Raw genomic sequence first — 24,795 nt, 5'->3', positions numbered from 1 at the left:
TAGGAGTATAGTATACCTTATTTCCCAGTATTCGGCTGTACCTTTTGCAGCTTGATACGCTGTAAACGCAAAGCATTCAGTACGACCGACACCGAGCTGAATGCCATCGCTGCTCCTGCCAGCCATGGTGCCAGCAGACCGGATGCCGCAATCGGAATACCAATGACATTATAGGCAAGAGCCCAGAACAGATTCTGACGGATATTACGAATCGTACGTCGGCTGATCATGATTGCGTCGGCGATACCATTCAGATCCCCGCGCATCAGCGTTACATCCGCCGCTTCCATAGCTACATCAGTACCTGTGCCGATTGCGATACCAGTATCGGCAGTTGCCAGGGCAGGGGCATCATTAATACCGTCTCCGACCATGGCGACGATGCGTCCTTCCTGCTGCAGACGCTTGATCTCGGCTGCCTTGCCTTCCGGAAGTACACCTGCCAGAATACGATCCATTCCAGTCTGCTGACCGATGGCCTGCGCAGTGCGTTCATTGTCACCGGTAATCATAATGACTTCCATACCCATCTGTTGCAGGCGCTGTATTGCTTCTTTGGATGTTTCTTTGACCGTATCGGCTACTGCCAACCAGCCGGTATATTGCCCATTTACCGCTGTCAGCATTACGGTCTTGCCTTCACTCTCGACCTGCTGCACTTCTTGCTCCACATCTTCGCCAGAGATGCCGGCTTCCTGCAACAGCAGACGTGTACCAACCAGCAACTGCTGTCCATCCATAACTGCTCGGATACCCTTGCCCGGTATATTTTCAAACGAATCTACAGATGCAGACGTAATATGCCGCTCCTGCAGCCCTTGTACAATCGCACGGGCCAGCGGATGTTCAGAAGCCGCTTCTGCACTGGCTACATGCTGCAGCCAGATCTGTTCGGTGATTCCCGAAGTTCCCGGTACAAAATGAATATCGGTCAATACAGGCTCACCGCGTGTAATTGTGCCGGTTTTGTCCAGTACCACGGTATTCACTTTGTGAGCCGCTTCCAGATGTTCGCCGCCTTTGAATAGGATGCCGTATTCCGCAGCCCGGCCCGATCCAGCCATAATAGATGTCGGTGTAGCCAGACCCAGCGCACATGGGCACGCAATAACGAGTACCGCGATTGCTTTTTCCAGAGCACTGCTAAAGTTGCCCGGTTCCAGCCACAAATACCATATTCCAAAAGTCAGCAGCGCAATCCCTACTACAATCGGTACAAATATACCCGAGATCACATCCGCCATCCGCTGAATAGGGGCTTTGGATACCTGTGCTTCTTCCACTACACGTATAATCCGGGCGAGCGCTGTATTCTGTCCAATCCGACTCACCCGAAAGCGCAACCGGCCATTCTGATTAATCGTGGCTCCAATCACGGCATCACCGATTGTCTTCTCCACCGGTAGACTCTCACCGGTGAGCATCGACTCATCGACCGAAGATTGTCCTTCCACTACTTCGCCATCTACAGGGATTTTCTCGCCCGGTTTGACGATTACAATATCATCTATCCGTACATCGTCTATTGGAATCTCCAGCTCCTGGCCTTCCCGCTCGACTCTTGCCATCTGGGCACGCAGATTCATCAGACTGCGAATCGCTTCGGATGAGCGGCCTTTGGCACGATGTTCAAACCATTTGCCCAGCAGAATCAGGGTGACCAGAATCGAGCTGACTTCGAAATAAAGCTCCACCTGGGTTCCCGGTACAAATACGGAACGGATAATCATAAACAGGCTATAAAAATAAGCCGCTGACGTACCCAGCGCAACCAGCACGTCCATATTGGCACTGCCGCTGCGAAGCGCTTTGTAAGCTCCCACATAGAACTGCCAGCCGATAATGAATTGTACTGGTGTAGCCAGAATCAGCTGGAACCATGGATTCATCAGAATGGAAGGTGTACTAATCCATGACGTAATACTAAAATGACCCAGCATCGCCCATAGCAGCGGCAAGGACAATACTGCAGCTATGATCAGTTTCCACTTGCGCATAACCGCTTCGCGTTCACGCCGCTGCTCGATGCCCTCTTCCCGCTTGAGTTGGGCTTTGTAGCCAAGCTTTTCGACTTTGTGTGTAATCTCATCCAGCGTTACACTGCCGGGATTGTATTGTACCCGTGCAGTTTCCAGTGCCAGATTCACATTAACCTCCGAAATGCCATCCATGCGCCGGATTCCTTTTTCAATACGGGTCGCGCAGGCGGCACAGGTCATGCCAATAATATCAAGATCGGCAGTCTCCTTGAGCGGCTGATAACCCAGCTGCTCGATCTTGCGTTCCACTGCTGCTCCATCGATCTGTGCAGGATCATAAATAATAGAAGCGCGTTCCAGTGCCAGATTCACGTTGGCTTCCTGTACGCCTTCGAGCCGGCGCAGTCCCTTTTCGATCCGTGCCGAGCAAGCTGCACAGGTCATGCCGCCTATTTGCAGTTGCAATTGACGTGTAGCGCTGCCGGAAGCCGGATCCGACGATGGTAAGGGAACCTGCTCCGGTGCTTCAGTAGTAGATTTGGGAGAAGTGTTCATGGCGTAACCTCCTGTCTGTAATCGTTTCGATTCATTCTTAATGAAGCATTGGATCATAATTTATTTTCTAAATACCCCCTGGGGGTAAATTTTTGTGCTAAATAAAAGCCCATTTGGGCTTTGTTGCTGGACTATCCAATGATCGGTATACAATCTGCCAATTGGAATTGGTGTCTGTGGTTTACTTTTGAATAATTACGGTTAGCACCTATCTATCGAGTCCAGTCCGCTATCCTGCATGGTTATCTGCAAAACGGATACCGGACTGTAAAGTAACCCTTGATCCATACGTATGGAATCAACAATCCTGCTGCGATAGATTATTCAATCGGTAGATGCCTTAGGCTCCAGCGGAGACTACATCATATCCTTGTTCTTCAATCGCTTCTGTCAATTTCACAACATCCAGCTGCTGCGCATCGTACTCGATATCTACAGATTTGGCTTCCAGATTCACTTTGCCATTGGCACCAATCTCTGCAAGTGCACCTTCTACGGATTTTACGCAGTGCTGGCAGGACATGCCTTCTACTTCGAGAGTAACCTGTGTCATTTGTGTCATGGGTATTCCTCCTTAAAATGTATAGGTTCTTCATCCATTTGGAATGGATGTTATTTCAATAATTTATTAATCGTAATCAGCAGCTCGTCAATCACTTCATTCTCGCCAGCTTCAATACGTTCGACTACACAGCTCTTCATATGACCTTCCAGCAGCAGGCGACCGACTGAATTCAGGGCGGACTGGGCAGCTGCAATCTGATTCAGCACATCATCGCAATACGTATCTTTCTCGATCATGCCCTTGATGCCGCGAATCTGTCCTTCGACCCGGTTAAGACGGCGAACCATGTTGGTCTTCATCTCGTCGGAATGATGACTGCGCCGGGTGCTGCTGCACTCCGTATGATCTGCCAGCGCTGTATCCTGTTGATGTCCTTCCCGGATCATTCCTGTTTCTTCCATCGCATGGCCTCCTCTGTTATTTCCCACTTGTATCCAGCTAACAGACAGCAAGAATAAATAATCTTGTTAATCCATCCTAACATACCCTATGGGGGTATTCAACTACTAATTCAAAATTCATTTTTTTCTTATAAATTAATTAAAATTTGATGTATTTACCATTCTCTTCAATTCACGAACCCTCTATAATTATGATAAAATGAGGATTGACCATTTACTATATTTGGAATTTGCGAGAAGTATTGCATATCACCGTATATGCACCTATTTTCAGATTGATATTTCTCCATTTTGATTGCCTTAGGGCTGAAATGCTTCAGGATTACGATGCATATCGTGTACACCTATCATGGAAGAAGGGAACTCCTATGTCCAAAGCAGATCGCTATGAGCGAATGATGGAACAGACCCGTATTCGTTTTCTCGAGGACGCCGAACTGAAAATGGCTGATTTGCGCACCCTTTTTCATGACTATTATAAAGATTCTTCCCAAGCCGGTATATCCGGACTCCAGTATGCTATTCATCGTCACGCGCATGCCATCAAAGGACTGGCGCTGCTTTTCTCCTACAAAGAGATGGATACGGTATGCGGAGATATTCTGATGATTGTGCTACAGGAGCCTCCGCGCGACTGTACGCCAGACGAGATCGAGCATCTGCATCGTCTGGTGACGGCACTGGAATATCTGCTTAAACAAGCCTCTATCTGATCAGTACAGCATTGGTCTCTGCAGTATTTCCTGTTACAATAGATCAGGCTGACAGAGCAAATGATACTGAGAAAGGGGCTTTTTTCCCATTGGCACAGTTATTTTTTAAATATGGCGCAATGAACAGCGGCAAGTCGATCGAGATTCTCAAGGTTGCCCATAACTACGAAGAGCAAAACAAGCATGTCCTGATCTTCACCTCGGCGCTGGATACGCGCGATGAGATGGGTTACGTCTCCTCCCGGATCGGTGTACGTCGTCAGGCTATTGCTATTCATGAAGATACGGACATCTATACAATTGTCCAGAATTATACTCCCAAGCCTTCCTGTGTACTGATCGATGAATGCCAATTCCTCAAAAAGGAAGCGGTGCTGCAGCTGGTCGGTATCGTGGACGAACTAAATATCCCGGTCATGGGGTTTGGACTGAAAAATGATTTTCAGAATCATCTGTTCGAAGGCAGCAAGTATATGCTGCTGTATGCGGACAAGATTGAGGAAATGAAGACGATCTGCTGGTTCTGCGAACGCAAAGCCACTATGAATCTGCGCATGAAAGACGGGCACCCGGTATATACGGGAGAACAGATCCAGATTGGCGGCAACGAAAGTTACTATCCGGTGTGCCGCAAGTGTTACAACAATCCACCCATTTAAATGCTTCGGATGGAAGTATAGGATAGAATAAGACCGCCTACAGAAGCTTGTCAGTACAGGACAGGAGGATGCAGGTAGGAATAGGCTGACGTTTGCACGGTAATCGGTGCGTGACGTCAGCCTATTCTTTATTTGGTAGTATTTTGATGTCTTTATTACTAATTAGCGATGCAGGCTGATATACTGCAATTCGCTTGCTGTATGGAATCCAGCTTTGTGATATAGACTTATCGCTACAGGATTATTGTTATTGACGCAGAGAGAGACTTCCTTAACCTTGATAGATCCAAATAGATGCTGCAAAGCATGATGAAGCAGGTATAATCCAATTCGGTGGCCCCGACGATCTGGTCTTACCGCAATGTATTCAATTTGTCCTTCCCGAAATGCACGACTTCCCTCCAGATAGACATAACCAGCAAGCTCATTTGCGTACAAGCATATAAACAAGCGGTCTTCAGCCAGTCGGCTCAAAATGGCCCCAGAATCATAATAAGTGGATGGGAAACATTCGTTATGCAGACTACGGAATGAAGAGAGAATAGCGTCCAGCTCAGCTGGTATGGGCAGCTCGGAAGAACTACTCATTATTTCTCCGATATCAACAATCTTTAGCTTCTGGTTATCTATTTGGTCGATAACGAGCTGCTGTCCGGACAATTCTTCCAGCTTCAATATAGTATGTTGTCCTTGTTTTACAGCTTGTTTGGTCTCCATCCAGGCAAGAGCATGATGATTATGTATATGATAGAATCCGGCAATCTTCTGAATAGAAGGGGATAATTTAGCGAGAGATGCTGCCCATAATTGATCGGCAGCAGTCTGCCATTCACCCCAATCACCTTTTATGATAAAAGGTCCCCAGAGTTCAGCCTGTCCTTCTTCTTCATCGGCATCGAGCAGCAGCAGTCCGATCAGCTCTTCATGCTCATACAGAAGCGTGACATACTGATCCAATTCATATTCCCCAAATTCTTCTTGGATGGAATGTTCGATCTCTTCTGCCTCTGTTCCACAGTAACCCACATGGTGAGCCGGATCGGCATTCAGTTCGCTGATCAGTCGAGCCATTGCCGGGACTCGTTCCAATGTACCAGCTTTCACTTGTCTCATGAATAATTTGCCTCCTTTCCCGATTAAAATTAAACTGTCGCACAGTAAAGCTTCTTTTTAGAAATCCAATTGTCTGCTCTACTGTGCGGCATATTTATTTCTCCTATACCAATGGGGGGAATGACTCTCCCATTTTTAAAAGTGTAGTTTGGCATTATTTCTATTATGACGCAGTTCCAGTAGCATAAGCATCGCCATCCATATCAGTGCAATCACATGCAGACCGGCGACGAACATGCCCCCGGTTGCCTCCAGCTGGCTGTTTACGACCTGCCACAGATTATAGGTGATTGTCAGACTGAGCAGAGCTGCCAGGCCAATCCACTTCCGATCCAGCATGGCGGTGAAGAGCAGCAGGATCAGTGCAGGAATGCTATACCGTTCGTGAATCTCTGTCGGCAGCATAAAAAAGGCAAAAGATACCCATACACCTGCTTTGAGCAGCGTTGCGGTAGTTATCGTGCGCAGCTTCCACAAATACACACCTGCATAGAGAACAGCCAGCAGCAGTAACACAAATCCGATGCTGCGCAGCGAGAGAATTCCTACTAACTGCACAGTGTCGCTCGTATCCGGTGCAGTGCCGACCAGGTAATACCAGATATTCAGTGCATTCATCGTGACCTGGGTATACATACCGACTGCACTCAGATAGGCTGCCCGGATCATCGCTTGCATGCCGCCGTAACTGGCAAAATACAGGCTCGTCACAACAAAAGGAATACATACGCCGATAACGATCCACAGCAGCGGAAGCAATCGTCTGTTCCGCAGCTCGCGCAGCACATACATACCCAGCACCGGCGCAATAATAATCGACTGCAGCTTGGTCAATAGTGCCAGTGCAAACAGAATACCTGCTCCCAGCGGAGACAGAAGCAGCAGGACAAGCGAACCGGCCATCAGCATACCATTCAGAATATCCACCTGTCCCCAAACTGCACTATTGACGATCAATACCGGATTCAGCGCAAACGCTGTTAAGGCAAGCCAGCGAAGACGTTTATCCGCGTTTCCTGCCGACCACCCTGTTACTACTGCCAGCGCCAGCATATCCAGCACGATCAGAATACTTTTATAAGAGAGTGACCCAGGGTCTACAGTGATGCCCAGCAGCTGCATCAGTGCTCCATATCCGCTAAGCAGCCAGAGAAACAGCGGCGGATAATTGATGCCACTATTATGAAGATAGACGCTCCCGAGTCCATATTCTCTCACCTGATTCATCCACTGCACAAACAGTTCCTGATCGCTTACAAAACCGGCGTATCGTCCACCGTACCCTATCCGTATTCCCAGCCCTGCAACCAGCAGCACAGCCAGTCCCCACCATTCCTGCCGGGTCATCTCTTTGCTATGGTTGCGCTGTATAGATGGTTCTGCGGGAACGGTTCTATTTCGGATTGCTTTGATTCTCATCTGCCATCCCTCCCTGTTATTCACAAGAGACAGACGTTCCTCCAAGGAAAGCAGGGCTTGTTCACCACCCATGCCAGAAACGTTGCTGCGTCCATTATACAGCGGATCAAGGTACAGGTTGCAACCTTGCGGTAATAGCGAAAACCAGTTGTCGTGCAGAGTGAGTCATAAGGCTGTAATCTGTCTTTCTTTATGTATAATTAGCTGGTGCATCTGTACCTGATCCACCTATAGAATCAGTCTGGTTAATATTTCCTGTTTGCAACTAGGGCTTTTTATCGGAAAATGGAAATTGTGCATCTTTTTATGACAGAATGCGTAAACATGGGTGTACTTGATAATGAAAGATTCAAAAGGGAGTGAACATCATGCAATATCCTCTACGATACATAGAATGGTCAGAGGACAAACAGCGCGAACTGGGCCGGATTCACGAGTATCCGTCCATGAATTCGGATGAGCTTTTTGTGCATAAGCTTGTAGACGCTATCAAACTGAATCACCGGATCTGGGTACATATCTCCCATGAATCCGAAGACACCGGGCAACATATTGTATATGCCCGTCCTTTCGCAGAGGAACTGCCTTATCCGTATCAGAAAAGTCTCGCCCGCATCATTACCGGACAAAAGGATTATCCTTCTTCTCTGCAGCCCGAATACTGGGTATGGAATGGGGACAGCTTTGAACGGATCAGCGGCTATGATTACTCCATGGCTGCACTGGATATTGCCCGCCGGCTGTTGGATCATTACTGGGTAGAGAATGGGGTAACCTACGATATGCTCTATACGGTACTGGATGCAGATCGCCAGAAAGTCATGTTTTTCCTGAGTGAGGTGAGATACGGATGACGAACAATTCACAGAACCAACCTTCTACCCAGCTGCCGGACCCATCAATACGTTCCATGCATCCATCATCCACTGCCATGGCTCATGTAGGCAAGCCCGAACCGCTGCCGGAGATTACCGGCACACTGGCAGAGATGTCTGCTGCCTCGCATCCTTCTACGGACAAGCCGGCTCGAACGCTTGGCTCCAAAGCACGTATGGCGGCGTTCTCCCTTATGCTGGTCGTGCCTGTCGCACTGACCGGCTGCGGAGACGATGACGATTACTGCCAATATGACCAGAATGGCAATCCATACAACTGCGATGATAACTACAGCGGTGGCAGCCATGGAGGGTCCTACTTCTTTGGCGGGTATAGCTCTTCCCACAAAAGCAGCTCATCCGGATCGCATAGCGGCTTTGGCAGTAGCGGATCGTCCAGCTCCTTTTTTGGAGGGTAACGGTTATGCGCAAGACATTCACTATCCCGTTATCCCGGGAACAACTGTTTACCGGCGAGATTGCCCGTCGTATCCCTTACCATGCCATGTATGGACAGCCGTACTGTCTGCCGGCTATGACAATCTATACTACCGATGAATATGAACAGCTACGGCTGGGGTCCGAGCGGGTCGATCATCTATACCGTAAGACACTGCATTTTATTCAGGAATATCTGCCAGACGAGTATCTGGTCGAGCAGCTGGGCATCCATCCTCTACTCGCCCATACAGCACGGCAGTCGATCCCATGGGATGGATTGACCCGACTGGACTGGATTATCAGCCCGGATGGCGAACTGAAATGTATAGAAAATAATACCGATACTCCGAGTGGTGTACCCGAGGTTGCTGTTCTCGAACAAGAACTGCTTCGATATGCACCCGGACTGCTGCCCGCTTCGGATAAAATGAATACACAGATTCAGCATATGTTTCGGGAAGCATTCTCTTATTATTCGAAGCATGGTCTCGGACCGAAGATTTATTTCACCAGCTATGACTGGCATGAGGAAGACCGGATGAATACGATGTATCTGCTGGAACAATGCCAGGCTGCCGGAATCCATGCCGCCTATGTACCGCTGGAGCAGCTGACTATCGTGCCAGAGCAGGGATTGTATTATCAGGAGGAACAGATTACAATCCTGTACCGCCTCTACCCGCTTGAATATCTGGTTGAGGATCGGGAAGAAGATACCGGCCGGGCAGTCGGGGAAGATCTGCTGCAGCTCGTTGCCGACGGAAGACTTGGTCTGATCAATCCGGCGCAGCATATTCTTACACAGAGCAAAGGATTTATGGCGACGCTATGGTCGCTGTATGAGCGCAATGACCAGATGCAGGATTATGCCGGATTCACCCTGTACAGTGACGAGGAATGCAGCTGGATCAGCCAGTATTTGCTGCCAACCTATTTCACGGATGAGCCGTTTCGGCAGAGTGGTATCCCGTATGTATCCAAAGGGTACTTTGGACGTGAAGGGCAGGGCACCCGGCTTATCGAGCAGGCTGAGCCAGAGCAGATGCCGCAGGAAAAAGATCTGGCGATAGACGGAGCAGATGCAGAAAATGGGGCTTCCAGCTTACAGGGTTCCGGTGAGCAGAATGCTTCGAACATGCGCTTTGGCAGCAATGCTGTGCCCGAGAATCCTCAGGATGCCGATCACACCGAGACTGATCCTGATGTGACTGAACAAGAGCGGCTAGCCGCAGAAGCTATTACTGCCTATTACGAGCAGCAGCCCAAAATTTATCAGCAGCTGCATCCAATGGAGCCGATTCGGGCAGTGACGGATACCGGTACGCATGAGGGATATCTACTAACTGGAGCTTTTGTAATCGGTGGTACCTTTGCCGGACTGCTGCCACGGATTGGTGGTAAAGTAACCGACAATCTGGCCTGCTACTGCGCAGCAGCCATTGCTCCAGGAAGGGTACAGGATTAATATTCGGTCTGTATTGAACGGTATCCTTGCATGGACTAAACCGGATTATTGAACTGATTAAAATACCGCATAACTGCAAAATCATACAGGATGCACAAAAGCATCTCATTTACAGGAGGGTTAATGTTGAGACATTTTGGAACAGATTTATTGCATGTCGGGATTGGACTGGTTATTCTATTCGCCGTACTGCTGGTCGGCTATTACATATTCAGTCTGATTACCCGCTATAACGATAACAAGGAGATCGCCGAAGGCAATGAAGCCGCCGGAATGTATATGGGCAGCAAATTGCTCGGTCTCTGCATTATCGTAGGACTGGTATCCATTAACTCGAGCAACTGGCTGGATGTTATTATCTGGTCCGCCGTCGGCATCGTTATTTTATGTCTGGTATACATCATATTTGATTTGATCACCCCCAGCACCAAAGTCTGCGAACAGATCAAAAATGGCAATATGGCCATGGCACAGCTGCTGCGCTCGCTGATCATCGGTATTTCCTTTGTGATTGGGACTTTTCTGATGTAAAAGCAGCTCTACCGACAACAAATATACTTCTGACGATATCAGGCAATATACGATGAGTAATGAAGGAAATTAGCGCATAACAAACAGCCTCTTTCTCTGTAGATCTACAGGGAAAGAGGCTGTTTTGTTGTATCCAGTTGTCCTCAGAAACGCTTGGAAACGTTACGCGACCTAGGAAGAGTCATAGCAGCGATGTACTTGCTGCCGGATGATCCCAAGTTGTCTGTATGTGCCACTTGACGATTGGGCTTAGGAAGCGGCACCGTAAGAACCGGCTTTGTAGGTTTTTGGATCATACCATTTGTAGCCTGCTTGCGGAGCTGCCCATGGTTCTGCCTGCGGCTCTGTAGAAGAAGCAGGTGTCTCGATTGGCAGTAGTGGCGTCGGGCTGTCCAGAGTCAGACCGCTGACGCTGCTGAAGCTGGTGTAGCTTTCTTTGTTAGCGAGCCATCTCACTGTCTGTACGAGCAGTGTGGCATCGTCCACTTCTTTGAATCCATCATAGGTTTTCTTGGATGCGCCTGTCTCTTCACGCAGATATTTTGGTGATGCATCTTCAACAGGAGAAGAGTCCCCGATAAAGGCTGCTTTACCAGCACCCACTTTGGAGATTGCTGCATACGGACCTTCACTGCGTCCGCCACCATTGTATACGCCCTGATCTACCGCGTTACCCCATTTGGAGACGCCGGATGGTACGTAGACAATCCCTTTGGCTTTGCTAGGATCGAGAATAGCCAGCGTAGAGCCTGCATGCATGGCTACCGATTTCACACCTGCTGTGATACCAAACGATTGGTTGGATGCGGCAATATCTGTCGCGTTCACATCGCCCAGCGCGTTATAACGGAAACGAATACCGAAGTTCGCGCCCAGCCAGTCAGAGCTGCTCACGCCCTGCATTGCTGGAGAAGCTGCTTCTTCTGCAGTCATGCCTTTGGCCGGATTGCTGTAAGCTCCGCGGCGGTAACCGTTCATTGATTCAGAACCATCCCAGCGGTTTTTGTTGCGGTCGGCATTGTAGTGGTCACCGATAAAGAAAATACTGCCGCCTGCTTTGACATACTGCAGCATCGCTGCCTGTTCGCTCGATTTGAAAGGAACATTCGGTTCAGCCAGAACAAATACATCGTAATTTTTGAGTTTGTCATACGTGATCGCCTGCTCGCCAAATGTGTAAGGAATCGGACGTTCTAGGGATTCCACGGTAAACCCGACAGCACGCAGCCCACTGGCAAAGTCGGAGAATCCGCCGTTGATTACCCAATCTGCCGCTCCGGCAGTCTGTCCATGCGTATTGTCGAACAGCACTTTTTTGCCTGTGCCATCCGGCAATGTTGTTCCTGTGCCCGGTGTACCCGGTGTCGGTTCTGTTGGCTCGGTTGGCGTTGTACCGCCTACTGTCATGGACGTCGGGCTTTTTACACCGGGATAATTATTGTATGTACCCGCTGTACCTGTCACTGTAATCGTCTGACCAATCAGCCCCGGATTGGATTGCAGTCCAAATTGGGAGCGGAAGCTGCTCGGAATCTGTACATCCAGCAGCTTGCTGTTGCTGGTCTCACCTTTGCTGTCTGCCAGCAGCAGATTATAGTCATTGGCAAATGGACTGCTGAAATCAGCGGTCTGTGCACCACTCGCATGTCCTACCACAACTCCGGTAACTGTAATCGTACCTGCTGTCTGCGACTGGATCGCCTGTGCGACAGTCAGCGTCGTTGCTGCTTCTGCTTTGGAACCAGGCATACCTCCGAACAAGGATACCGCTGTCAGCATCAGGGCAAGAAAAATCAGATGAAACCTTCGGGATACTGCATTTTGCATATACGTTCCTCCTCTGGCTAAATGGTCAAACGATACAACAGTTGATTCTTAATTATCATAATTCGTTTTTATCTAGCGTATTCCTCTTTTATGTAAAAATTAAATAAAAAGGAATTTAAATTTGGAGTGGGGTGTGGAGTGGAGAATAGTTACAGCGCTGCGGGAATGGATCCTTCTGTCGCCCTCTGTTAAGAACGGATATCTGGAATAACTGCTTTCAGCAGTAGATATCCGTTCTTAAAGGATGGCTTTAGAAGGATTCCATTCCCTCCGCTACGTGCCCGCCTCTCCCTTCGCCGCATTCCAGAAAAGATTTAAATTCCTTTTTATTAGGGGGAGTGGCCGGGAAGCAAGGCTATAGACGAAAGATGTACAGAGACGCGTTATAGTTTGGCATTAGGTTGTAGGTTATTGACTGCTGATTGTTAGTTGTTAGTTATTGGTTACTGGCTATTGTTTATGGACAGATGGTTGTTATTTTTTTGTTTGTTAATTGTTGTCTATTGATTGTTGGTTTTTTATTAGTTAGTTATTGGCTTTTGAATGTTAGTTTTTGTTGATTGATTGTTATCTACGAATTATTAGTTGCTTATTACTGATTGCCACAAAGTGCATTTATAAATGTTAAATTCTCCCTTCCCCCTTGGTAAGGGATTACCTCTTTGACATAGTCACATCGCGATACGGAGCGGAGGAAAGGAAATAAGGGCAAAGGACGACATTTAAGCCTGGAGATTCTCATTCCCAATATGCAATTCAAGAATCTCCAGGCTTAACCGGAGGACGTGCCCTTATTCCTTTCTGCAGCGGCTGAACTTCAAACCAGAGTAATCCCTCCCCCACTGCCAAATTAAGTTGCGTAATGCAGAAGATTCTTATAGAATAGCCAATGTACCAATCATCCTACCTTTAGGAGTGAGTGTTTTGTTTGACAAATTGGAGAAAAAGTCGTTGGTCGATCAGGTGTATGCGCAGATTGAACAGCGGATCAAGGATGGACAGTGGGAGATTGGCACTCGGATTCCGCGGGAAGCGGAACTGATGGAGCAGTTTGGGGTCAGCCGCAATACGTTACGTGAAGCGGTACGGGCGTTGGTGCATGTGGGCCTGCTCTCTACCCGGCAGGGAGACGGAACCTTTGTGACGGCGAGCAGTGAACTCAGTTCGGTTCTGCAAAAGCGTGTGCAGCGTTCGACGATGGTCGAGATTATGGAGGTACGTCATGCACTGGATCGGGAAGCCGTACGGCTAGCCTGTCTGCGGCGTACCGACGAAGATCTTCAGGCGATGGATCAGTATGCGGATTTATGTCATCAGCATACCGAAGCGGGCGATGTAGAGGCGTTTGTGGAAGCGGATATGAAGCTGCATCAGGCGATTGTAGCCGCATCTTATAATGGACTGCTGATCGATCTGTACGCTAATTTATTTGAGCAGATCCAGATGTCCATCCTCAGTACAACCGAGATGAGCAATGATCGCTACCATACCGGACACTGCGATCTTATCCAGGCAATCCGTGAGCAGCAGCCGGATCAGGCGGCCTCCATTGTGGACGACTACATTTCTCATTTCACAGGTATTCTTTTCGAAAGGAATTTATAAGCAATGCACAAGGCAACTATTGAAACACCCGGCTCGTCCGTATCGATGCGGAATATGGCCTTTCTCGTTTTTTGTATCCTGTTTGTATCTATTAATATGCGGGGACCGATTACCGGTCTTAGCCCGCTGCTGGAATTGATGCGGCAGGACTTTACCGTATCCAATACCATGGCCGGTTTTCTGACAACGATTCCGCTGCTGGCCTTTGCGCTGCTGTCTCCGTTTGTCGCCAAACTGGCAGGCAGCCATGGTATGGAGAAAATTATTTTCTTTGCCATGATCATTCTGGTGATAGGCGGTTGGATGCGTCCGTTCGGCGGTATCAGTCTGCTGATTACCGGAACATTCCTGACCGGGCTTGCGATTGCCGTACTGAATGTGATTCTGCCCGGTCTGATCAAGCGGGAGTTCCCGCACCGGATCGGTATTATGACAAGTGTCTACTCGATCTGTACAAACGTCTTTGCAGCGATTGCCTCGGCGCTCAGTCTGCCTCTCGCAGTGAATTTTGGTCTGGGCTGGCAGGGCTCCCTGCTCACCTGGACCGTGCTGGCGATGGCGTCTATGCTCTGCTGGATCCCGCAGCTTCGTCACAACAAGGTCGCCAAGCTGGCTGCACGTTCGCATGCATCCGGCCACAGTGTATGGCGCTCTCCGATTGCCTGGAAAATTACCTTTTTCATGGGTCTGCAATCGATGATCTATTATGTATCTATCGCCTGGCTGCCGGATATTCTGCAGGAACAGGGCATGAGCCGTGTACAGTCCGGTTATATGCTGTCTCTGATGCAGTTCTCAATGCTGCCGTTTAACTTTATTATTCCGATTCTGGCTGCCCGGCTGAAAACGCAGCGGGTACTCGTGCTCGGAACCGTAGTGCTGTATCTGATCGCCCTGCTCGGCATTATGATGGGCAGTGGACATATCGGCTGGATTGCCTTTTGCCTGATTCTGCTCGGTGTTGCCGGAGCGGCAGCCTTTAGTCTGTCGATGATGTTTTTCAATCTGCGCACCCGTACGCCGGAGGAAGCCACCGAGGTATCCGGTATGGCCCAGTCTGTCGGTTATCTGCTGGCGGCCTGCGGTCCGACCCTGTTCGGTATTCTGCATGATACGACTGGTACATGGACGGTTCCACTGATGCTGCTCGTCGCTGCTGCAGCCAGTCTGCTGTACACCGGATTTGGTGCTGGCAGCCGCGGATACATTTATCCGGAGAAGACAAATGACAAAAATATACGTGCTATCGATTAATAACTATGAAATAGGGTATGATTTATAAGAAGCGATCTTAGCATACTGAGGAGGAATTCAATCATGACTACTGATATCCGATCCACCAAAAAACTGAACAATGGTGTCGAAATGCCATGGTTCGGTCTAGGCGTATGGCAGGTAGAAGAAGGAGAAGACGCGACAAAGTCCGTCACGGCTGCTATTAAAGCAGGCTATATCTCTATCGACACTGCTGCCGCATATAAGAATGAAGAGAGCGTGGGTAAAGCCATCCGTGAATCGGGTGTAGCCCGTGAAGATCTGTTCATTACGTCCAAGCTGTGGAATGGTGACCAGGGCTATGAATCCGCTCTGGCTGCATTTGACTCCACCATGGAGAAGCTCGGTCTGGATGTACTGGACCTGTACCTGATCCACTGGCCGGTCAAAGGCAAATACAAAGATTCCTGGCGCGCCATGGAGAAGCTGTACAAAGAAGGCCGTATTCGTGCCATCGGCGTAAGTAACTTCCAGCCGCATCATCTGGACGATCTGCTGGCAGACGCGGAAGTAGTACCGGCTGTCAATCAAATCGAATTCCATCCGCTGCTTACGCAAAATGAACTGCTCGACTATTGTGCACAAAAAGGGATTCAGGTCGAAGCATGGTCCCCACTGGCACAAGGCAAGCTGTTCGACAATGAAGCAGTAACTACTATTGCCGAGAAATACGGCAAAAGCCCTGCACAGGTGCTGCTGCGCTGGGTACTCGACAAAGGCGTGGTCGTACTGACCCGTTCGGTCAAAGAAGAGCGTATCGTGGATAACGCGAACATTTTCGACTTCCAGCTCACAGCGGAAGAAGTGGATCAACTGAACGCGCTCAACAAAAACGAGCGTACCGGTCCGGATCCGGACAACTTTAACTTCTAATCATTCCTGGCTTCAACTACAATACCAAAGACACATCGGTGCATATGCCGGTGTGTCTTTTTTTGCGGTCTGATTAATGTGGCCCTTATTCTATGTATATTTTTGCTCTTTCTTTTTCATTTTTTAGCCATTCTTACTGGCCGATAGACATAAAAAAGCCCCCGTTTACACGGAGGCCTATCCATAATGCGCTGTTTATTCCCGATTAGATCCCAAGCTATAAGTATAATTTACTCCACCACTTATATTCCCTGCTTGATTACTTATGACCCTACGATTGAACTTCGAGTACCTAATAATGCCTGCTTCAAATGATTGTAATGGTTAAGTATGGTGTCTACTCTTCTCGACTGGTCCAATACGCGGTGGTCATGAAGGTCATAAAATTGTACCATTTCATTAAGTTCCCGGCGCTCTTGTTCGATGCATGCTTCAATCAATTTAAGCTCTTCCAAGAAACTCACCTCCTGCCGCGATGTCTTGAAGAAACAGCTGCAACGATCTATCTGTTTAGTCTCTATTTGTGCAGTCTGTCATCTAATGCTCTGTCTACGAATTTTACCAAACGATTCCTATTTCTACCATATCACATTTATATACACTTTAAATTATAAAGTGACATAAACCTAAACGATACTCTTTATACTTTATAGAAATATAACACAACCGGAAGCTCTGCTGCATGAATGTTCTGTGAACGATGCAGACCAATCTTCCGGTTGTATAGGGTTAATCCATAATAGCCTGAGTCAATGGTCCACTGCCAAAATGCCCTGAGCGGTCTACCTTGGTCTGCAGATATTTTTCGTTGAATTCGGAAATGTCGCCCCACAGCGGTACACGTCCGCTCACTTCTGCACCGGAGCGCTGAAGTGCGTCCAGCTTGCGCGGATTGTTGGTGATCAGTGTAACCGGCAGCTGACGCAGCTGATTCAGTACCGCAATCGCATCGTCATAATTGCGCATATCATCTTCAAAACCCAGTTCCAGATTGGCTTCTACGGTATCCAGCCCCTGCTCCTGCAGTACGTAGGCCATCGCTTTGCTGAACAGACCGATGCCGCGTCCTTCATGGTTCGCCAGATAGAACAGCGCACCTGATCCGTGAGCCGCGATCATTTTCATGGACTGTTTGAGCTGGTAACCGCAGTCACAGCGCTTGCTGCCAAAAATATCGCCGGTATGACAGATGCTGTGCATCCGGATCAGTGCATCCGGTGAACCCTGGAAATCACCATAGACAAGTACACTCGACTGCTGGGCTTCTGCCAGATTGGAAGAAGACAGCATCTCGATAATAGCGGCATGGTCGTAATTGCGGTCGCCACAGTTGGCACCCGGCATACTGTCACAGCGCAGCCAGCAGTACCACTGGAAAACTACCGTCTCACCGTCCAGGTTCACCGGCAGACGGATCGGGCCGACCAGATAAATCGATTTTTCGCCGCTTGGCACGATTTGAATATGATTCTGGAGTGCCGCTGCAATTTTAGGATTGATCATATGGATTACCTCCGGAATTGGGAATGCTGTATTTGTAAATACGTCGATAGATGTCTATTGGATCATGATTTAGGTTGAGGAATGATAGGTTGGGAAATGAGCACGAAAACCGGCTTCTCTCGTAAATTGGCTGTCCAGTTCATTTGCAGTCTCCTGTCGGCGCAGCTGTTCAAATACCTGAAGACGCTCCACGCTCATATCCTCTGCTTCCAGCGCCTCCAGAAGCAGTGGCGCAAGTACATGGGCATCCTGCATCGCGCTATTCACACCGATAGCACCAGTTGGGCTGAATGTATGGGCAGCGTCGCCCATAATAACCACTCCCGACTGTGCCCAGTTGTCGCATACACAGCTCTGTACCTTAAGCAGTACAAAATCGTCCCAGGAACGGATATGATTGTGCACCTTAGTCTCCAGCTGCGGAAAAGCATCGATTAATGCTTGTGCAAATGGATCTACCGGCGACTTGCGCAGCTGTGGATACGTATCCTGCGGAATATTCCAGCCGACCTGGATATATCCGCCATACTGGGTAAATAGCGCCAGCTGAGCATCCTGTGCCAAAGCCATTCGTACCGTAGGCGGCCAGCCATCCGGCGCAGGAATACGTGCCCATAACAGATCAAATCCATGCCGGAGAATGGTTGTCTGAATACCGGCAAGCTTGCGTACCGTCGAATATCTGCCGTCTGCTCCGATAACGATCTGGCTATGAATCGTCCACTCTTCGCCGTGATGACGAACCCGCACACCGGTCACCGGTCCTTCTGTCGATTCCCGGATCAGCTCTGTAACGGTTGTATCCATCATAAGTCGGTAGTTGGGGAAGTTCAAGGATTGTCCGAGCAGAACCTGAAGCAGATTTTTCTGCGGCACGTGAATACCGGTGTGCCGCTCCCCCGGTCCAGGCAGGATACTTTTGATGATCTGCCCCTCCTGAAAATATTCTACACGCTCCATTTCCAGCAGTCCGGCCTCTTCTACCTGATCATATAATCCATGCTCGCGGAGAATGGCTTCCCCGGTTGTATTCAGATGTTCGCCGCGGAACTCTTTGTCGATATGTCCATGACGTTCCAGCAGAATAACGGATATACCCCGGGCAGCCAGCAGATAACCCAGCAAGGCTCCACCAGGACCTGCTCCTACAATACAGACCTGTGTATTCAGATCCATCAGATTCTCCTTTCTCTGACGTTTTTCAGTATCTTTATTTGTCATAGCAAATACGTTTATGGTCGTTAACTTACTTTTAATAAGTAGATTATATTTAAGTGAAAGTATATTGTCAACTTTTATAATCCTTCTTCTTTTGTATACAACAAAAAAGCCTCTTTTATAGTTATCGGATCGGATACCGGTATATTTATCCTGGATGACCATAAAAGATGCTTTTGCGTATATCGTATAGGATTGTTGTTACCTGTCAGACGATTTGAGAGACGGCAGTGATCTGCGTAGCGATATCCTTTTCCATATCTCAGGGAAAATAATACCCAGCACGATCAGCAGCATACCGATATAATGCGGCAGACCGACATGCTCATGAAGCACTACCGCCGACATCAGGACAGCAGTAGGCAGCTCTGCAGCCCCCAGAATAGAGGCCATGCCGGACCCGGTCAACGGTGCTCCCTTGGAGAACATCAATGTGGACAGAAACGGTCCGAGCACCGCCAGTGCCAGCCCGTATCGCAGCGCCAGTTCTATAAACAACCGGGCATCCAATAGAAATGCCGGTGGCAGCACGATCGTACAGATAACAAATCCACCGGTCACCATCAGCGCAGTCTTGAATATCGGATTCACTTGCACCGCTACCTTACCGCTTAGCAGGATAAAGATAGTATATGAGACAGCAGCTAGCAGACCGTACAGGAACCCCAGCCAGTGAATGCCGCCGAATCCGGTTGCCAACAAATTGGTGGCACTCAGTGTACCGATCAGCAGCGGGATCAGTGACAGCAATTTGCCTGCACCCGGCAGTCTGCGACTGATGATAGCCTCGGCCAGTACGCCCAGCCAGGTAAACTGGAACAGCAGTACAATCGCCAGCGATGCGGAGATATACTGCAGTGCCAGATAATAGAACATGCCTGTTAGCCCTGTAGTGGAACCGAGCACAATTAACAGAAAAACCTGTTTTCGGCTGGCAGCGGCGTATCGGGGTGGACTGTTCTTTTTGCGGCTTCGGCTGATAAGCAGAAATCCCCACAACAGTAGCGCTCCCAGCAGCATCTGTATGCCTACAACATCATTGACGATAAATCCATCATGATACGCCAATTTTACAAAGGTAGACAGCACGCCGTAGCTGCAGGCACCCAGTAAAATATAAATCATACCTTTCAACACTTCACCCCATCTTGAATCTTACGAAGAAATTCCTCTTCAGCACTTCACTATGATTACATTTGTTCCAGAGTTCCTTTGATCAATTGGACAAAATTAGTTCTGACCCGGCCCGCTACTTCGATAACTTCTTCATGGTTCAGCGGTTGGTCCAGAATACCACAGGCCATATTCGTCAGACAGGAGATGCCGAGTACGCTCATACCGGCATGGGTGGCCACAATCGCTTCCGGCACGGTCGACATGCCCACCGCATCTGCCCCCATCGTACGAATCATGCGAATCTCTGCCGGTGTCTCATAAGCCGGGCCGCTCCACCATGCGTATACGCCCTGCTGCAACGAGAGATTCATCTCCTGCGCAACTTCGGTCGCTATCCGGCGCAGCTCGGGATGATATACTCTGGAGAGATCAGGAAAGCGGGTACCCAGTTCATTATTATTAGGACCGATCAGCGGGTTGGCTGCTACCAGATTGATATGATCGGTAATCAGCATGAGTTCTCCTGGCTGGAAGTCTGTATTTATTGCGCCACAGGCGTTGGTGATGATTACATTTTGTACCCCAAGAGCTTTCATAACCCGTACCGGGAATGTCACCTCATCCAGTGTGAATCCTTCATAATAATGGAAGCGGCCTTTCATGGCAATGACCGTTTTGCCCATCAATTGTCCAATCACCAGCTCATTGGCATGTCCCACAGCATCGGATTTGGCAAAATGGGGAACCTCGCTATACGGAATAATCAGTGGATTTTCTATATCATCTGCCAGAGCACCCAGTCCTGATCCGAGAATAAGACCGATTGTAGGGCGGTGTGCTGTCTGATTCATAATAAAATCTTTGGTCTCTTGAATATCCTGTAGATTATGCATGCTATATTCCTCCATTATCTGAATAGTATGATTACGTCTGGATGACTATTCTATACGTTATACTCGACGTTATTCAGTCTAATGGATAAAATTATGGATGTAAACGCACTTTATCTATATTATATAAAAAGTATGATTATATATATCGATAAACAACTAAAATAAATATATTCATCTGAATAATGTCTAAATAAAGCAGACTATATATACAATTAATAAAAACATATTAGTAACTACTAATGATAATTCATAATTTTCTTGTTATCCTATCGATTCCTATCAAACAAAAATGATCCTGACTTCGGCCAATCCACAATATGGAGGACTATCATGTTAAAGCAGTTTATCGGTTCTACCTCTCCAAAGCTCAAAAATCTCAAACTTCTTTATAGCCTGGTACGCAAACTGGGACCTGTTAGTATACATACACTAGCCGAAATGACCGGATACAAAAGTGTGACCTGTGCGCGGCTGCTGGAGGAACTGGTGCAGGAAGGTCTGATTTACGACAGCGGGATCGGCGAATCCAGCGGTGGACGCCGTCCGCTCATGTATGTTATCCAGCCAACCGCCTGCTATCTGATCGGTGTGGAGATTACCAGTTTGTATACTACCGTACTGCTGCTGGATCTCAAGCTGAATATTCTGGATACTGCCAAACTGCAGATGGATGCTCACTGTACCGGTGAATATACACTGAACTTTATCGCCGATTGTGTCCGGAACTGGAGAGTCAGCCATACGATCCATGACGAGCAGCTGCTGGGCATCGGTGTAGGAGTACTGGACCCGATCGACCGGGAGCAGGGTATTCTTTGCAAGGCCAATCTGTTCCCGGCTGACGGATGGGATGGGCTGCCTATCACCGAGAAGCTGGAGCAGTTAACCAATATCCGAGTGCTGCTGGATAATGGCACCCAGCTGGCAGCATTGGCAGAGTATCGGATTCATCACTGGAAAGAGTCGGGTAGTCTTGTATTCGTCTCCAGTGATATTGGTATCCGCTGCGGAACCATTGTGCAGGGCCGGATGGTCAGCAGCAGCACCGAGATGGATGATTCTTTTGGACATATGATTGTAGATATCCACGGGCATCGCTGCAGCTGCGGATCATATGGTTGTCTGCAGGCATACAGCAGCCTGCCGGCAATTCGGGATGAAGTGGTGCGCCGGATCAAGCGTGGTCATGTATCCATGCTGCACCATGAGCATCAGAATATCGAAGAGATCGGATTTCATCATGTGCTGGATGCACTGGAGCGGGAAGATCCACTTTGTCTTGAAGTCATTCGGGATGCGGCTTATTATTTTGGCATTGGTCTGAGCAATCTTATTTTTATGCTGCGACCGGATGTGGTTATATTTGGAGGGACACTGGTGCCCAAGCCGCTTTTTTACGAAGTGGCTTCGGCTACCGCGCAGAGTCGGCTGCGTCATTATCCGAACAGCCGTATGCAGATTCACCCATCCACCGAAGCCTACGATATTGTGGCGCAGGGAGCCGGATGCATGGTGCTGGACTATTTTACAGAAGAGGGATAAACAGGCGGCTGTGCATATTAACGAATAGACTGGCTATCCATTTTCGACCCTGTTTGCTGGTTGATTCATGCTATGCCCAAGCCATCTATCGTGGCAGACGACTGATAGCCACTTCTGAAGCCACTGTATCTTCAGCAGGAGTATAGCAGCTGCTTAGGCCTCATTATTTCTGCCATCATCAAAGCAAAAAAGCGACTGAAATCCTACTCCAGTCGCTTTTTGCTTAGACAAACATTTTAATAAAGAGTCCCTATCGCATCAGCATGAAACGGCTTCAGCTCATCTTCGCGGCCATCACGAATCTTGACTGCCCATGCCGGATCGGCAAGCAGTGCACGTCCTACAGCGACCAGGTCAAATTCGCTTGTAGCCATTCGTTCTGTCAGATCATTCAGACTCGACGGTTCGGAGCCTTCTCCTGCCATAAAGCCGGCAAAGTCCTGCTGCAGTCCGACCGAGCCTACAGAAATTGCCGGTTGGTCGGTAATCTGCTTGGCCCAACCAGCCAGGCTCAAGGATGAGCCTTCGAACTCCGGCTCCCAGAAACGGCGGGTCGATGCATGGAAAATATCTACGCCTGCTGCTGCCAACGGCTTCAGCACCTCTGCCAGCTCTTCTGGATTTTGCGCAAGCCGGGCGGTATACACCGGGAATTTCCACTGGGAAAAGCGGAAAATAATCGGGAAATCCGGCCCGACTGCCTGGCGGCAGGCTGCTATGACCTCCGCAGCAAATCGGGTGCGCTTGGCAATACTGCCTCCATATTCATCGGTGCGGTGGTTCGTACCTTCCCACAGAAACTGATCTATAAGATAACCATGAGCTCCGTGCAGCTCGATCCCGTCAAATCCCAGTCGCTGCGCCTCGGCAGCCGCTTCTGCATAAGCCGCTACGACTTCGTGGATTTCCTCTACGGTCATCGGCTCACCCTGCTGCTCTCCATTTACATCAAGACCGGACGGACTGATCGATGGTGCGGCTCCATCCGGCTGTGGGATCGCTGCTCTGGCTATTCCGGTATGCATCAACTGCGGAATAATCTTCCCGCCGACACGGTGCACTTCATCCACTACATGCTTCCAGCCTGCCCGGGCTTCCTCACTGTTAAAGTCCGGATAGATCGTCGGGTCCTGATTGGCAGAAGGATGCGGGATCGATATATTTTCGGTAATAACCAGCCCTACCTGATGTTCGGCACGACGGCGATAATAATCGGCTACATCGGGTCCGGGTACACCATTCGGGGAGAATCCACGCGCCATCGGCGCCATTACGATCCGACTGGATAATTCAAGCGGTCCATAACGAAAAGGTTCAAACAGCTTTGCGACAGCAGGAGCGGGAACAGCCTGCAGATTATTTTCGGTAAATGTCATTTTTATTCTACCTCCGGCATCATTTTCGTTTATACTATAATCATTACTTTTGGGAAATTAGTATTAAAAAGTAAGTATTGGGATAGCAGTATTTCCTCAGCAGGTGCATGCAACCTGATCGGTTATGTGCTTATTGTATAAGCGACACATGCCCAGTACAACCAACAAAATCCATGATCTGTCGTTTAAGTAAACACTACTCTGTATCTGTCGTTTAGGCAGAAGACTATTGGATATAGACAAAGGAGGACATCAACTTGACTCTCTCGACTCGCCCTAACGCTCAAGACCCGCGGGTTATCCGGACTCGCCAGCTGATCCAGCAGGCCTTTCTGGAGCTGCTGCGTACCCGGGATTTTCAGCAGGTTACCGTTAGCGATATAACCCGTCATGCTACGATTAACCGGGTAACTTTTTACACTCATTACACGGACAAATATGAACTGATGGATGACATGATCAATAGCCAGCTGATCCAGCTTATTTACAAAGGTATTGATACCCATAACGGATTACAGCCGGAATCTCTCACTCTACTGCTCTGCGCGCTATGCGATTACCATGAATATTCGGCCAATGAATGCCACCGCAACAATCCCGAAGTGCGTCAGATGATGGAAAAGCAGGTAAAGATCCAGCTGGAGGAATACATACTGGACCAGCTGACCAAGCAGCAGCCGGAGCAGCAACTTGCCCAGCTGAAAGTCGCCGCTACCATGATCAGCTGGTCGCTATATGGTGCCTCGCTGCGCTGGAGTCAGGAACGTAACAATGCGCGGGAGACCTCCCAACAGCTGGCAGCGCGTATGACGCCGCTGCTGACTGCGTTGTTCTGAACCATTTCATTTATC

At 48.8% G+C, this 24,795-nt stretch carries 23 protein-coding genes; 11 read left to right on the top strand and 12 right to left on the bottom strand.

The window, feature by feature from the left end; all coding sequences use genetic code 11:
• Positions 1-17 precede the first annotated feature (17 nt).
• The 3 genes from H065_RS0115725 to H065_RS0115715 form a co-directional block, all read right to left on the bottom strand.
• Positions 18-2,534, bottom strand: coding sequence for a heavy metal translocating P-type ATPase (locus H065_RS0115725; RefSeq protein WP_017814042.1), 2,517 nt, complete (start codon positions 2,532-2,534; stop codon positions 18-20).
• A 340-nt stretch (positions 2,535-2,874) separates the two neighbouring features.
• Positions 2,875-3,087 carry a copper ion binding protein gene (locus H065_RS0115720; protein WP_026136279.1) on the bottom strand — a complete coding sequence of 71 codons (213 nt, stop codon included), beginning with the start codon at positions 3,085-3,087 and terminating at the stop codon, positions 2,875-2,877.
• Between the two features lie 59 nt (positions 3,088-3,146).
• Complete coding sequence (locus H065_RS0115715) at positions 3,147-3,485, bottom strand: metal-sensitive transcriptional regulator (protein ID WP_026136278.1); 339 nt, start codon at positions 3,483-3,485, stop codon at positions 3,147-3,149.
• Positions 3,486-3,868: 383 nt separating this feature from the next.
• On the opposite strand from H065_RS0115715, the gene H065_RS0115710 reads away from it, so the two are divergent.
• Entirely contained in the window at positions 3,869-4,213 is a 345-nt protein-coding gene (locus H065_RS0115710; RefSeq protein ID WP_017814039.1) for an Hpt domain-containing protein, read from the top strand.
• Between the two features lie 89 nt (positions 4,214-4,302).
• Positions 4,303-4,872 (top strand): thymidine kinase, encoded by a 570-nt coding sequence (locus tag H065_RS0115705; protein ID WP_017814038.1) that lies wholly within the window; start codon positions 4,303-4,305, stop codon positions 4,870-4,872.
• 162 nt (positions 4,873-5,034) lie between these two features.
• Here the strand turns inward: H065_RS0115705 and H065_RS0115700 are convergent, their stop codons facing one another.
• Together H065_RS0115700 and H065_RS26085 are read right to left on the bottom strand one after the other, a co-directional pair.
• Positions 5,035-5,985: a GNAT family N-acetyltransferase gene (locus tag H065_RS0115700; RefSeq protein ID WP_017814037.1), complete on the bottom strand. Its 951-nt coding sequence runs from the start codon at positions 5,983-5,985 to the stop codon at positions 5,035-5,037.
• Positions 5,986-6,120: 135 nt separating this feature from the next.
• On the bottom strand, positions 6,121-7,404 hold the full coding sequence (locus H065_RS26085; protein WP_017814036.1) for a putative hexosyltransferase: 1,284 nt from the start codon (positions 7,402-7,404) through the stop codon (positions 6,121-6,123).
• A gap of 368 nt (positions 7,405-7,772) precedes the next feature.
• On the opposite strand from H065_RS26085, the gene H065_RS27070 reads away from it, so the two are divergent.
• The 4 genes from H065_RS27070 to H065_RS0115675 all read left to right on the top strand — a co-directional run bounded on the left by H065_RS27070 (position 7,773) and on the right by H065_RS0115675 (position 10,716).
• The gene (locus tag H065_RS27070) at positions 7,773-8,258 is read left to right on the top strand and encodes a hypothetical protein (protein ID WP_017814035.1); all 486 of its coding nucleotides are present in this window, start codon (positions 7,773-7,775) and stop codon (positions 8,256-8,258) included.
• Positions 8,255-8,698 carry a hypothetical protein gene (locus H065_RS0115685; protein WP_017814034.1) on the top strand — a complete coding sequence of 148 codons (444 nt, stop codon included), beginning with the start codon at positions 8,255-8,257 and terminating at the stop codon, positions 8,696-8,698. The genes H065_RS27070 and H065_RS0115685 overlap by 4 nt, the downstream gene beginning before the upstream one ends.
• A 5-nt stretch (positions 8,699-8,703) precedes the next feature.
• On the top strand, positions 8,704-10,185 hold the full coding sequence (locus H065_RS0115680; RefSeq protein WP_017814033.1) for a glutathionylspermidine synthase family protein: 1,482 nt from the start codon (positions 8,704-8,706) through the stop codon (positions 10,183-10,185).
• Positions 10,186-10,308: 123 nt separating this feature from the next.
• Entirely contained in the window at positions 10,309-10,716 is a 408-nt protein-coding gene (locus H065_RS0115675; protein ID WP_036630090.1) for a DUF350 domain-containing protein, read from the top strand.
• 249 nt (positions 10,717-10,965) lie between these two features.
• Here H065_RS0115675 and H065_RS28470 read toward each other — a convergent pair whose 3' ends face one another.
• A complete protein-coding gene (locus H065_RS28470) occupies positions 10,966-12,495 on the bottom strand; it encodes a DUF6359 domain-containing protein (RefSeq protein WP_407944397.1) in 1,530 nt (509 codons plus the stop codon).
• A 972-nt stretch (positions 12,496-13,467) separates the two neighbouring features.
• On the opposite strand from H065_RS28470, the gene H065_RS0115665 reads away from it, so the two are divergent.
• The 3 genes from H065_RS0115665 to H065_RS0115655 all read left to right on the top strand — a co-directional run bounded on the left by H065_RS0115665 (position 13,468) and on the right by H065_RS0115655 (position 16,296).
• The gene (locus H065_RS0115665) at positions 13,468-14,148 is read left to right on the top strand and encodes a FadR/GntR family transcriptional regulator (RefSeq protein ID WP_017814030.1); all 681 of its coding nucleotides are present in this window, start codon (positions 13,468-13,470) and stop codon (positions 14,146-14,148) included.
• A gap of 3 nt (positions 14,149-14,151) precedes the next feature.
• On the top strand, positions 14,152-15,402 hold the full coding sequence (locus H065_RS0115660) for a CynX/NimT family MFS transporter (RefSeq protein WP_017814029.1): 1,251 nt from the start codon (positions 14,152-14,154) through the stop codon (positions 15,400-15,402).
• A 63-nt stretch (positions 15,403-15,465) separates the two neighbouring features.
• On the top strand, positions 15,466-16,296 hold the full coding sequence (locus H065_RS0115655; protein WP_017814028.1) for an aldo/keto reductase: 831 nt from the start codon (positions 15,466-15,468) through the stop codon (positions 16,294-16,296).
• Positions 16,297-16,559: 263 nt separating this feature from the next.
• Here the strand turns inward: H065_RS0115655 and H065_RS26080 are convergent, their stop codons facing one another.
• The 5 genes from H065_RS26080 to H065_RS0115630 all read right to left on the bottom strand — a co-directional run bounded on the left by H065_RS26080 (position 16,560) and on the right by H065_RS0115630 (position 21,026).
• Positions 16,560-16,751 carry an aspartyl-phosphate phosphatase Spo0E family protein gene (locus H065_RS26080; protein ID WP_017814027.1) on the bottom strand — a complete coding sequence of 64 codons (192 nt, stop codon included), beginning with the start codon at positions 16,749-16,751 and terminating at the stop codon, positions 16,560-16,562.
• A gap of 274 nt (positions 16,752-17,025) precedes the next feature.
• Entirely contained in the window at positions 17,026-17,799 is a 774-nt protein-coding gene (locus H065_RS0115645) for a GTP cyclohydrolase II (protein ID WP_017814026.1), read from the bottom strand.
• A 69-nt stretch (positions 17,800-17,868) separates the two neighbouring features.
• On the bottom strand, positions 17,869-18,975 hold the full coding sequence (locus H065_RS0115640; protein ID WP_017814025.1) for an FAD-dependent monooxygenase: 1,107 nt from the start codon (positions 18,973-18,975) through the stop codon (positions 17,869-17,871).
• Between the two features lie 243 nt (positions 18,976-19,218).
• Complete coding sequence (locus H065_RS0115635) at positions 19,219-20,142, bottom strand: EamA family transporter (RefSeq protein ID WP_238557970.1); 924 nt, start codon at positions 20,140-20,142, stop codon at positions 19,219-19,221.
• A gap of 65 nt (positions 20,143-20,207) precedes the next feature.
• Positions 20,208-21,026, bottom strand: coding sequence for a purine-nucleoside phosphorylase (locus H065_RS0115630; RefSeq protein ID WP_017814023.1), 819 nt, complete (start codon positions 21,024-21,026; stop codon positions 20,208-20,210).
• 330 nt (positions 21,027-21,356) lie between these two features.
• Here H065_RS0115630 and H065_RS0115625 point away from each other — a divergent pair, with 330 nt between their 5' ends.
• Positions 21,357-22,568, top strand: a complete 1,212-nt coding sequence (locus tag H065_RS0115625) for an ROK family protein (protein WP_017814022.1) — start codon at positions 21,357-21,359, stop codon at positions 22,566-22,568.
• A 236-nt stretch (positions 22,569-22,804) separates the two neighbouring features.
• Here H065_RS0115625 and H065_RS0115620 read toward each other — a convergent pair whose 3' ends face one another.
• On the bottom strand, positions 22,805-23,944 hold the full coding sequence (locus H065_RS0115620) for an NADH:flavin oxidoreductase (protein WP_017814021.1): 1,140 nt from the start codon (positions 23,942-23,944) through the stop codon (positions 22,805-22,807).
• 257 nt (positions 23,945-24,201) lie between these two features.
• Here H065_RS0115620 and H065_RS0115615 point away from each other — a divergent pair, with 257 nt between their 5' ends.
• Positions 24,202-24,780: a TetR/AcrR family transcriptional regulator gene (locus H065_RS0115615; RefSeq protein ID WP_017814020.1), complete on the top strand. Its 579-nt coding sequence runs from the start codon at positions 24,202-24,204 to the stop codon at positions 24,778-24,780.
• Positions 24,781-24,795 lie beyond the last annotated feature (15 nt).

The organism is Paenibacillus shenyangensis (genome assembly GCF_000346635.1).
Lineage (GTDB): Bacteria > Bacillota > Bacilli > Paenibacillales > Paenibacillaceae > Saccharibacillus > Saccharibacillus dauci.
Note: the sequence above shows the minus strand (reverse complement) of the source record. Positions and strands in the feature narration are given on the sequence as shown.

Bases quoted from the DNA above. Each gene is read 5' to 3' on its own strand.
- H065_RS0115685 (WP_017814034.1), top strand. From the start codon at position 8,255: ATGACGAACAATTCACAGAACCAACCTTCTACCCAGCTGCCGGACCCA.
- H065_RS0115625 (WP_017814022.1), top strand. From the start codon at position 21,357: ATGTTAAAGCAGTTTATCGGTTCTACCTCTCCAAAGCTCAAAAATCTC.
- H065_RS0115660 (WP_017814029.1), top strand. From the start codon at position 14,152: ATGCACAAGGCAACTATTGAAACACCCGGCTCGTCCGTATCGATGCGG.
- H065_RS0115620 (WP_017814021.1), bottom strand. From the start codon at position 23,944: ATGACATTTACCGAAAATAATCTGCAGGCTGTTCCCGCTCCTGCTGTC.
- H065_RS0115725 (WP_017814042.1), bottom strand. From the start codon at position 2,534: ATGAACACTTCTCCCAAATCTACTACTGAAGCACCGGAGCAGGTTCCC.
- H065_RS0115655 (WP_017814028.1), top strand. From the start codon at position 15,466: ATGACTACTGATATCCGATCCACCAAAAAACTGAACAATGGTGTCGAA.
- H065_RS28470 (WP_407944397.1), bottom strand. From the start codon at position 12,495: ATGCTGACAGCGGTATCCTTGTTCGGAGGTATGCCTGGTTCCAAAGCA.
- H065_RS0115645 (WP_017814026.1), bottom strand. From the start codon at position 17,799: ATGATCAATCCTAAAATTGCAGCGGCACTCCAGAATCATATTCAAATC.
- H065_RS0115720 (WP_026136279.1), bottom strand. From the start codon at position 3,087: ATGACACAGGTTACTCTCGAAGTAGAAGGCATGTCCTGCCAGCACTGC.
- H065_RS0115715 (WP_026136278.1), bottom strand. From the start codon at position 3,485: ATGATCCGGGAAGGACATCAACAGGATACAGCGCTGGCAGATCATACG.
- H065_RS0115635 (WP_238557970.1), bottom strand. From the start codon at position 20,142: ATGATTTATATTTTACTGGGTGCCTGCAGCTACGGCGTGCTGTCTACC.
- H065_RS0115710 (WP_017814039.1), top strand. From the start codon at position 3,869: ATGTCCAAAGCAGATCGCTATGAGCGAATGATGGAACAGACCCGTATT.
- H065_RS0115630 (WP_017814023.1), bottom strand. From the start codon at position 21,026: ATGCATAATCTACAGGATATTCAAGAGACCAAAGATTTTATTATGAAT.
- H065_RS26085 (WP_017814036.1), bottom strand. From the start codon at position 7,404: ATGAGAATCAAAGCAATCCGAAATAGAACCGTTCCCGCAGAACCATCT.
- H065_RS0115675 (WP_036630090.1), top strand. From the start codon at position 10,309: ATGTTGAGACATTTTGGAACAGATTTATTGCATGTCGGGATTGGACTG.
- H065_RS0115640 (WP_017814025.1), bottom strand. From the start codon at position 18,975: ATGGATCTGAATACACAGGTCTGTATTGTAGGAGCAGGTCCTGGTGGA.
- H065_RS0115700 (WP_017814037.1), bottom strand. From the start codon at position 5,985: ATGAGACAAGTGAAAGCTGGTACATTGGAACGAGTCCCGGCAATGGCT.
- H065_RS0115680 (WP_017814033.1), top strand. From the start codon at position 8,704: ATGCGCAAGACATTCACTATCCCGTTATCCCGGGAACAACTGTTTACC.
- H065_RS27070 (WP_017814035.1), top strand. From the start codon at position 7,773: ATGCAATATCCTCTACGATACATAGAATGGTCAGAGGACAAACAGCGC.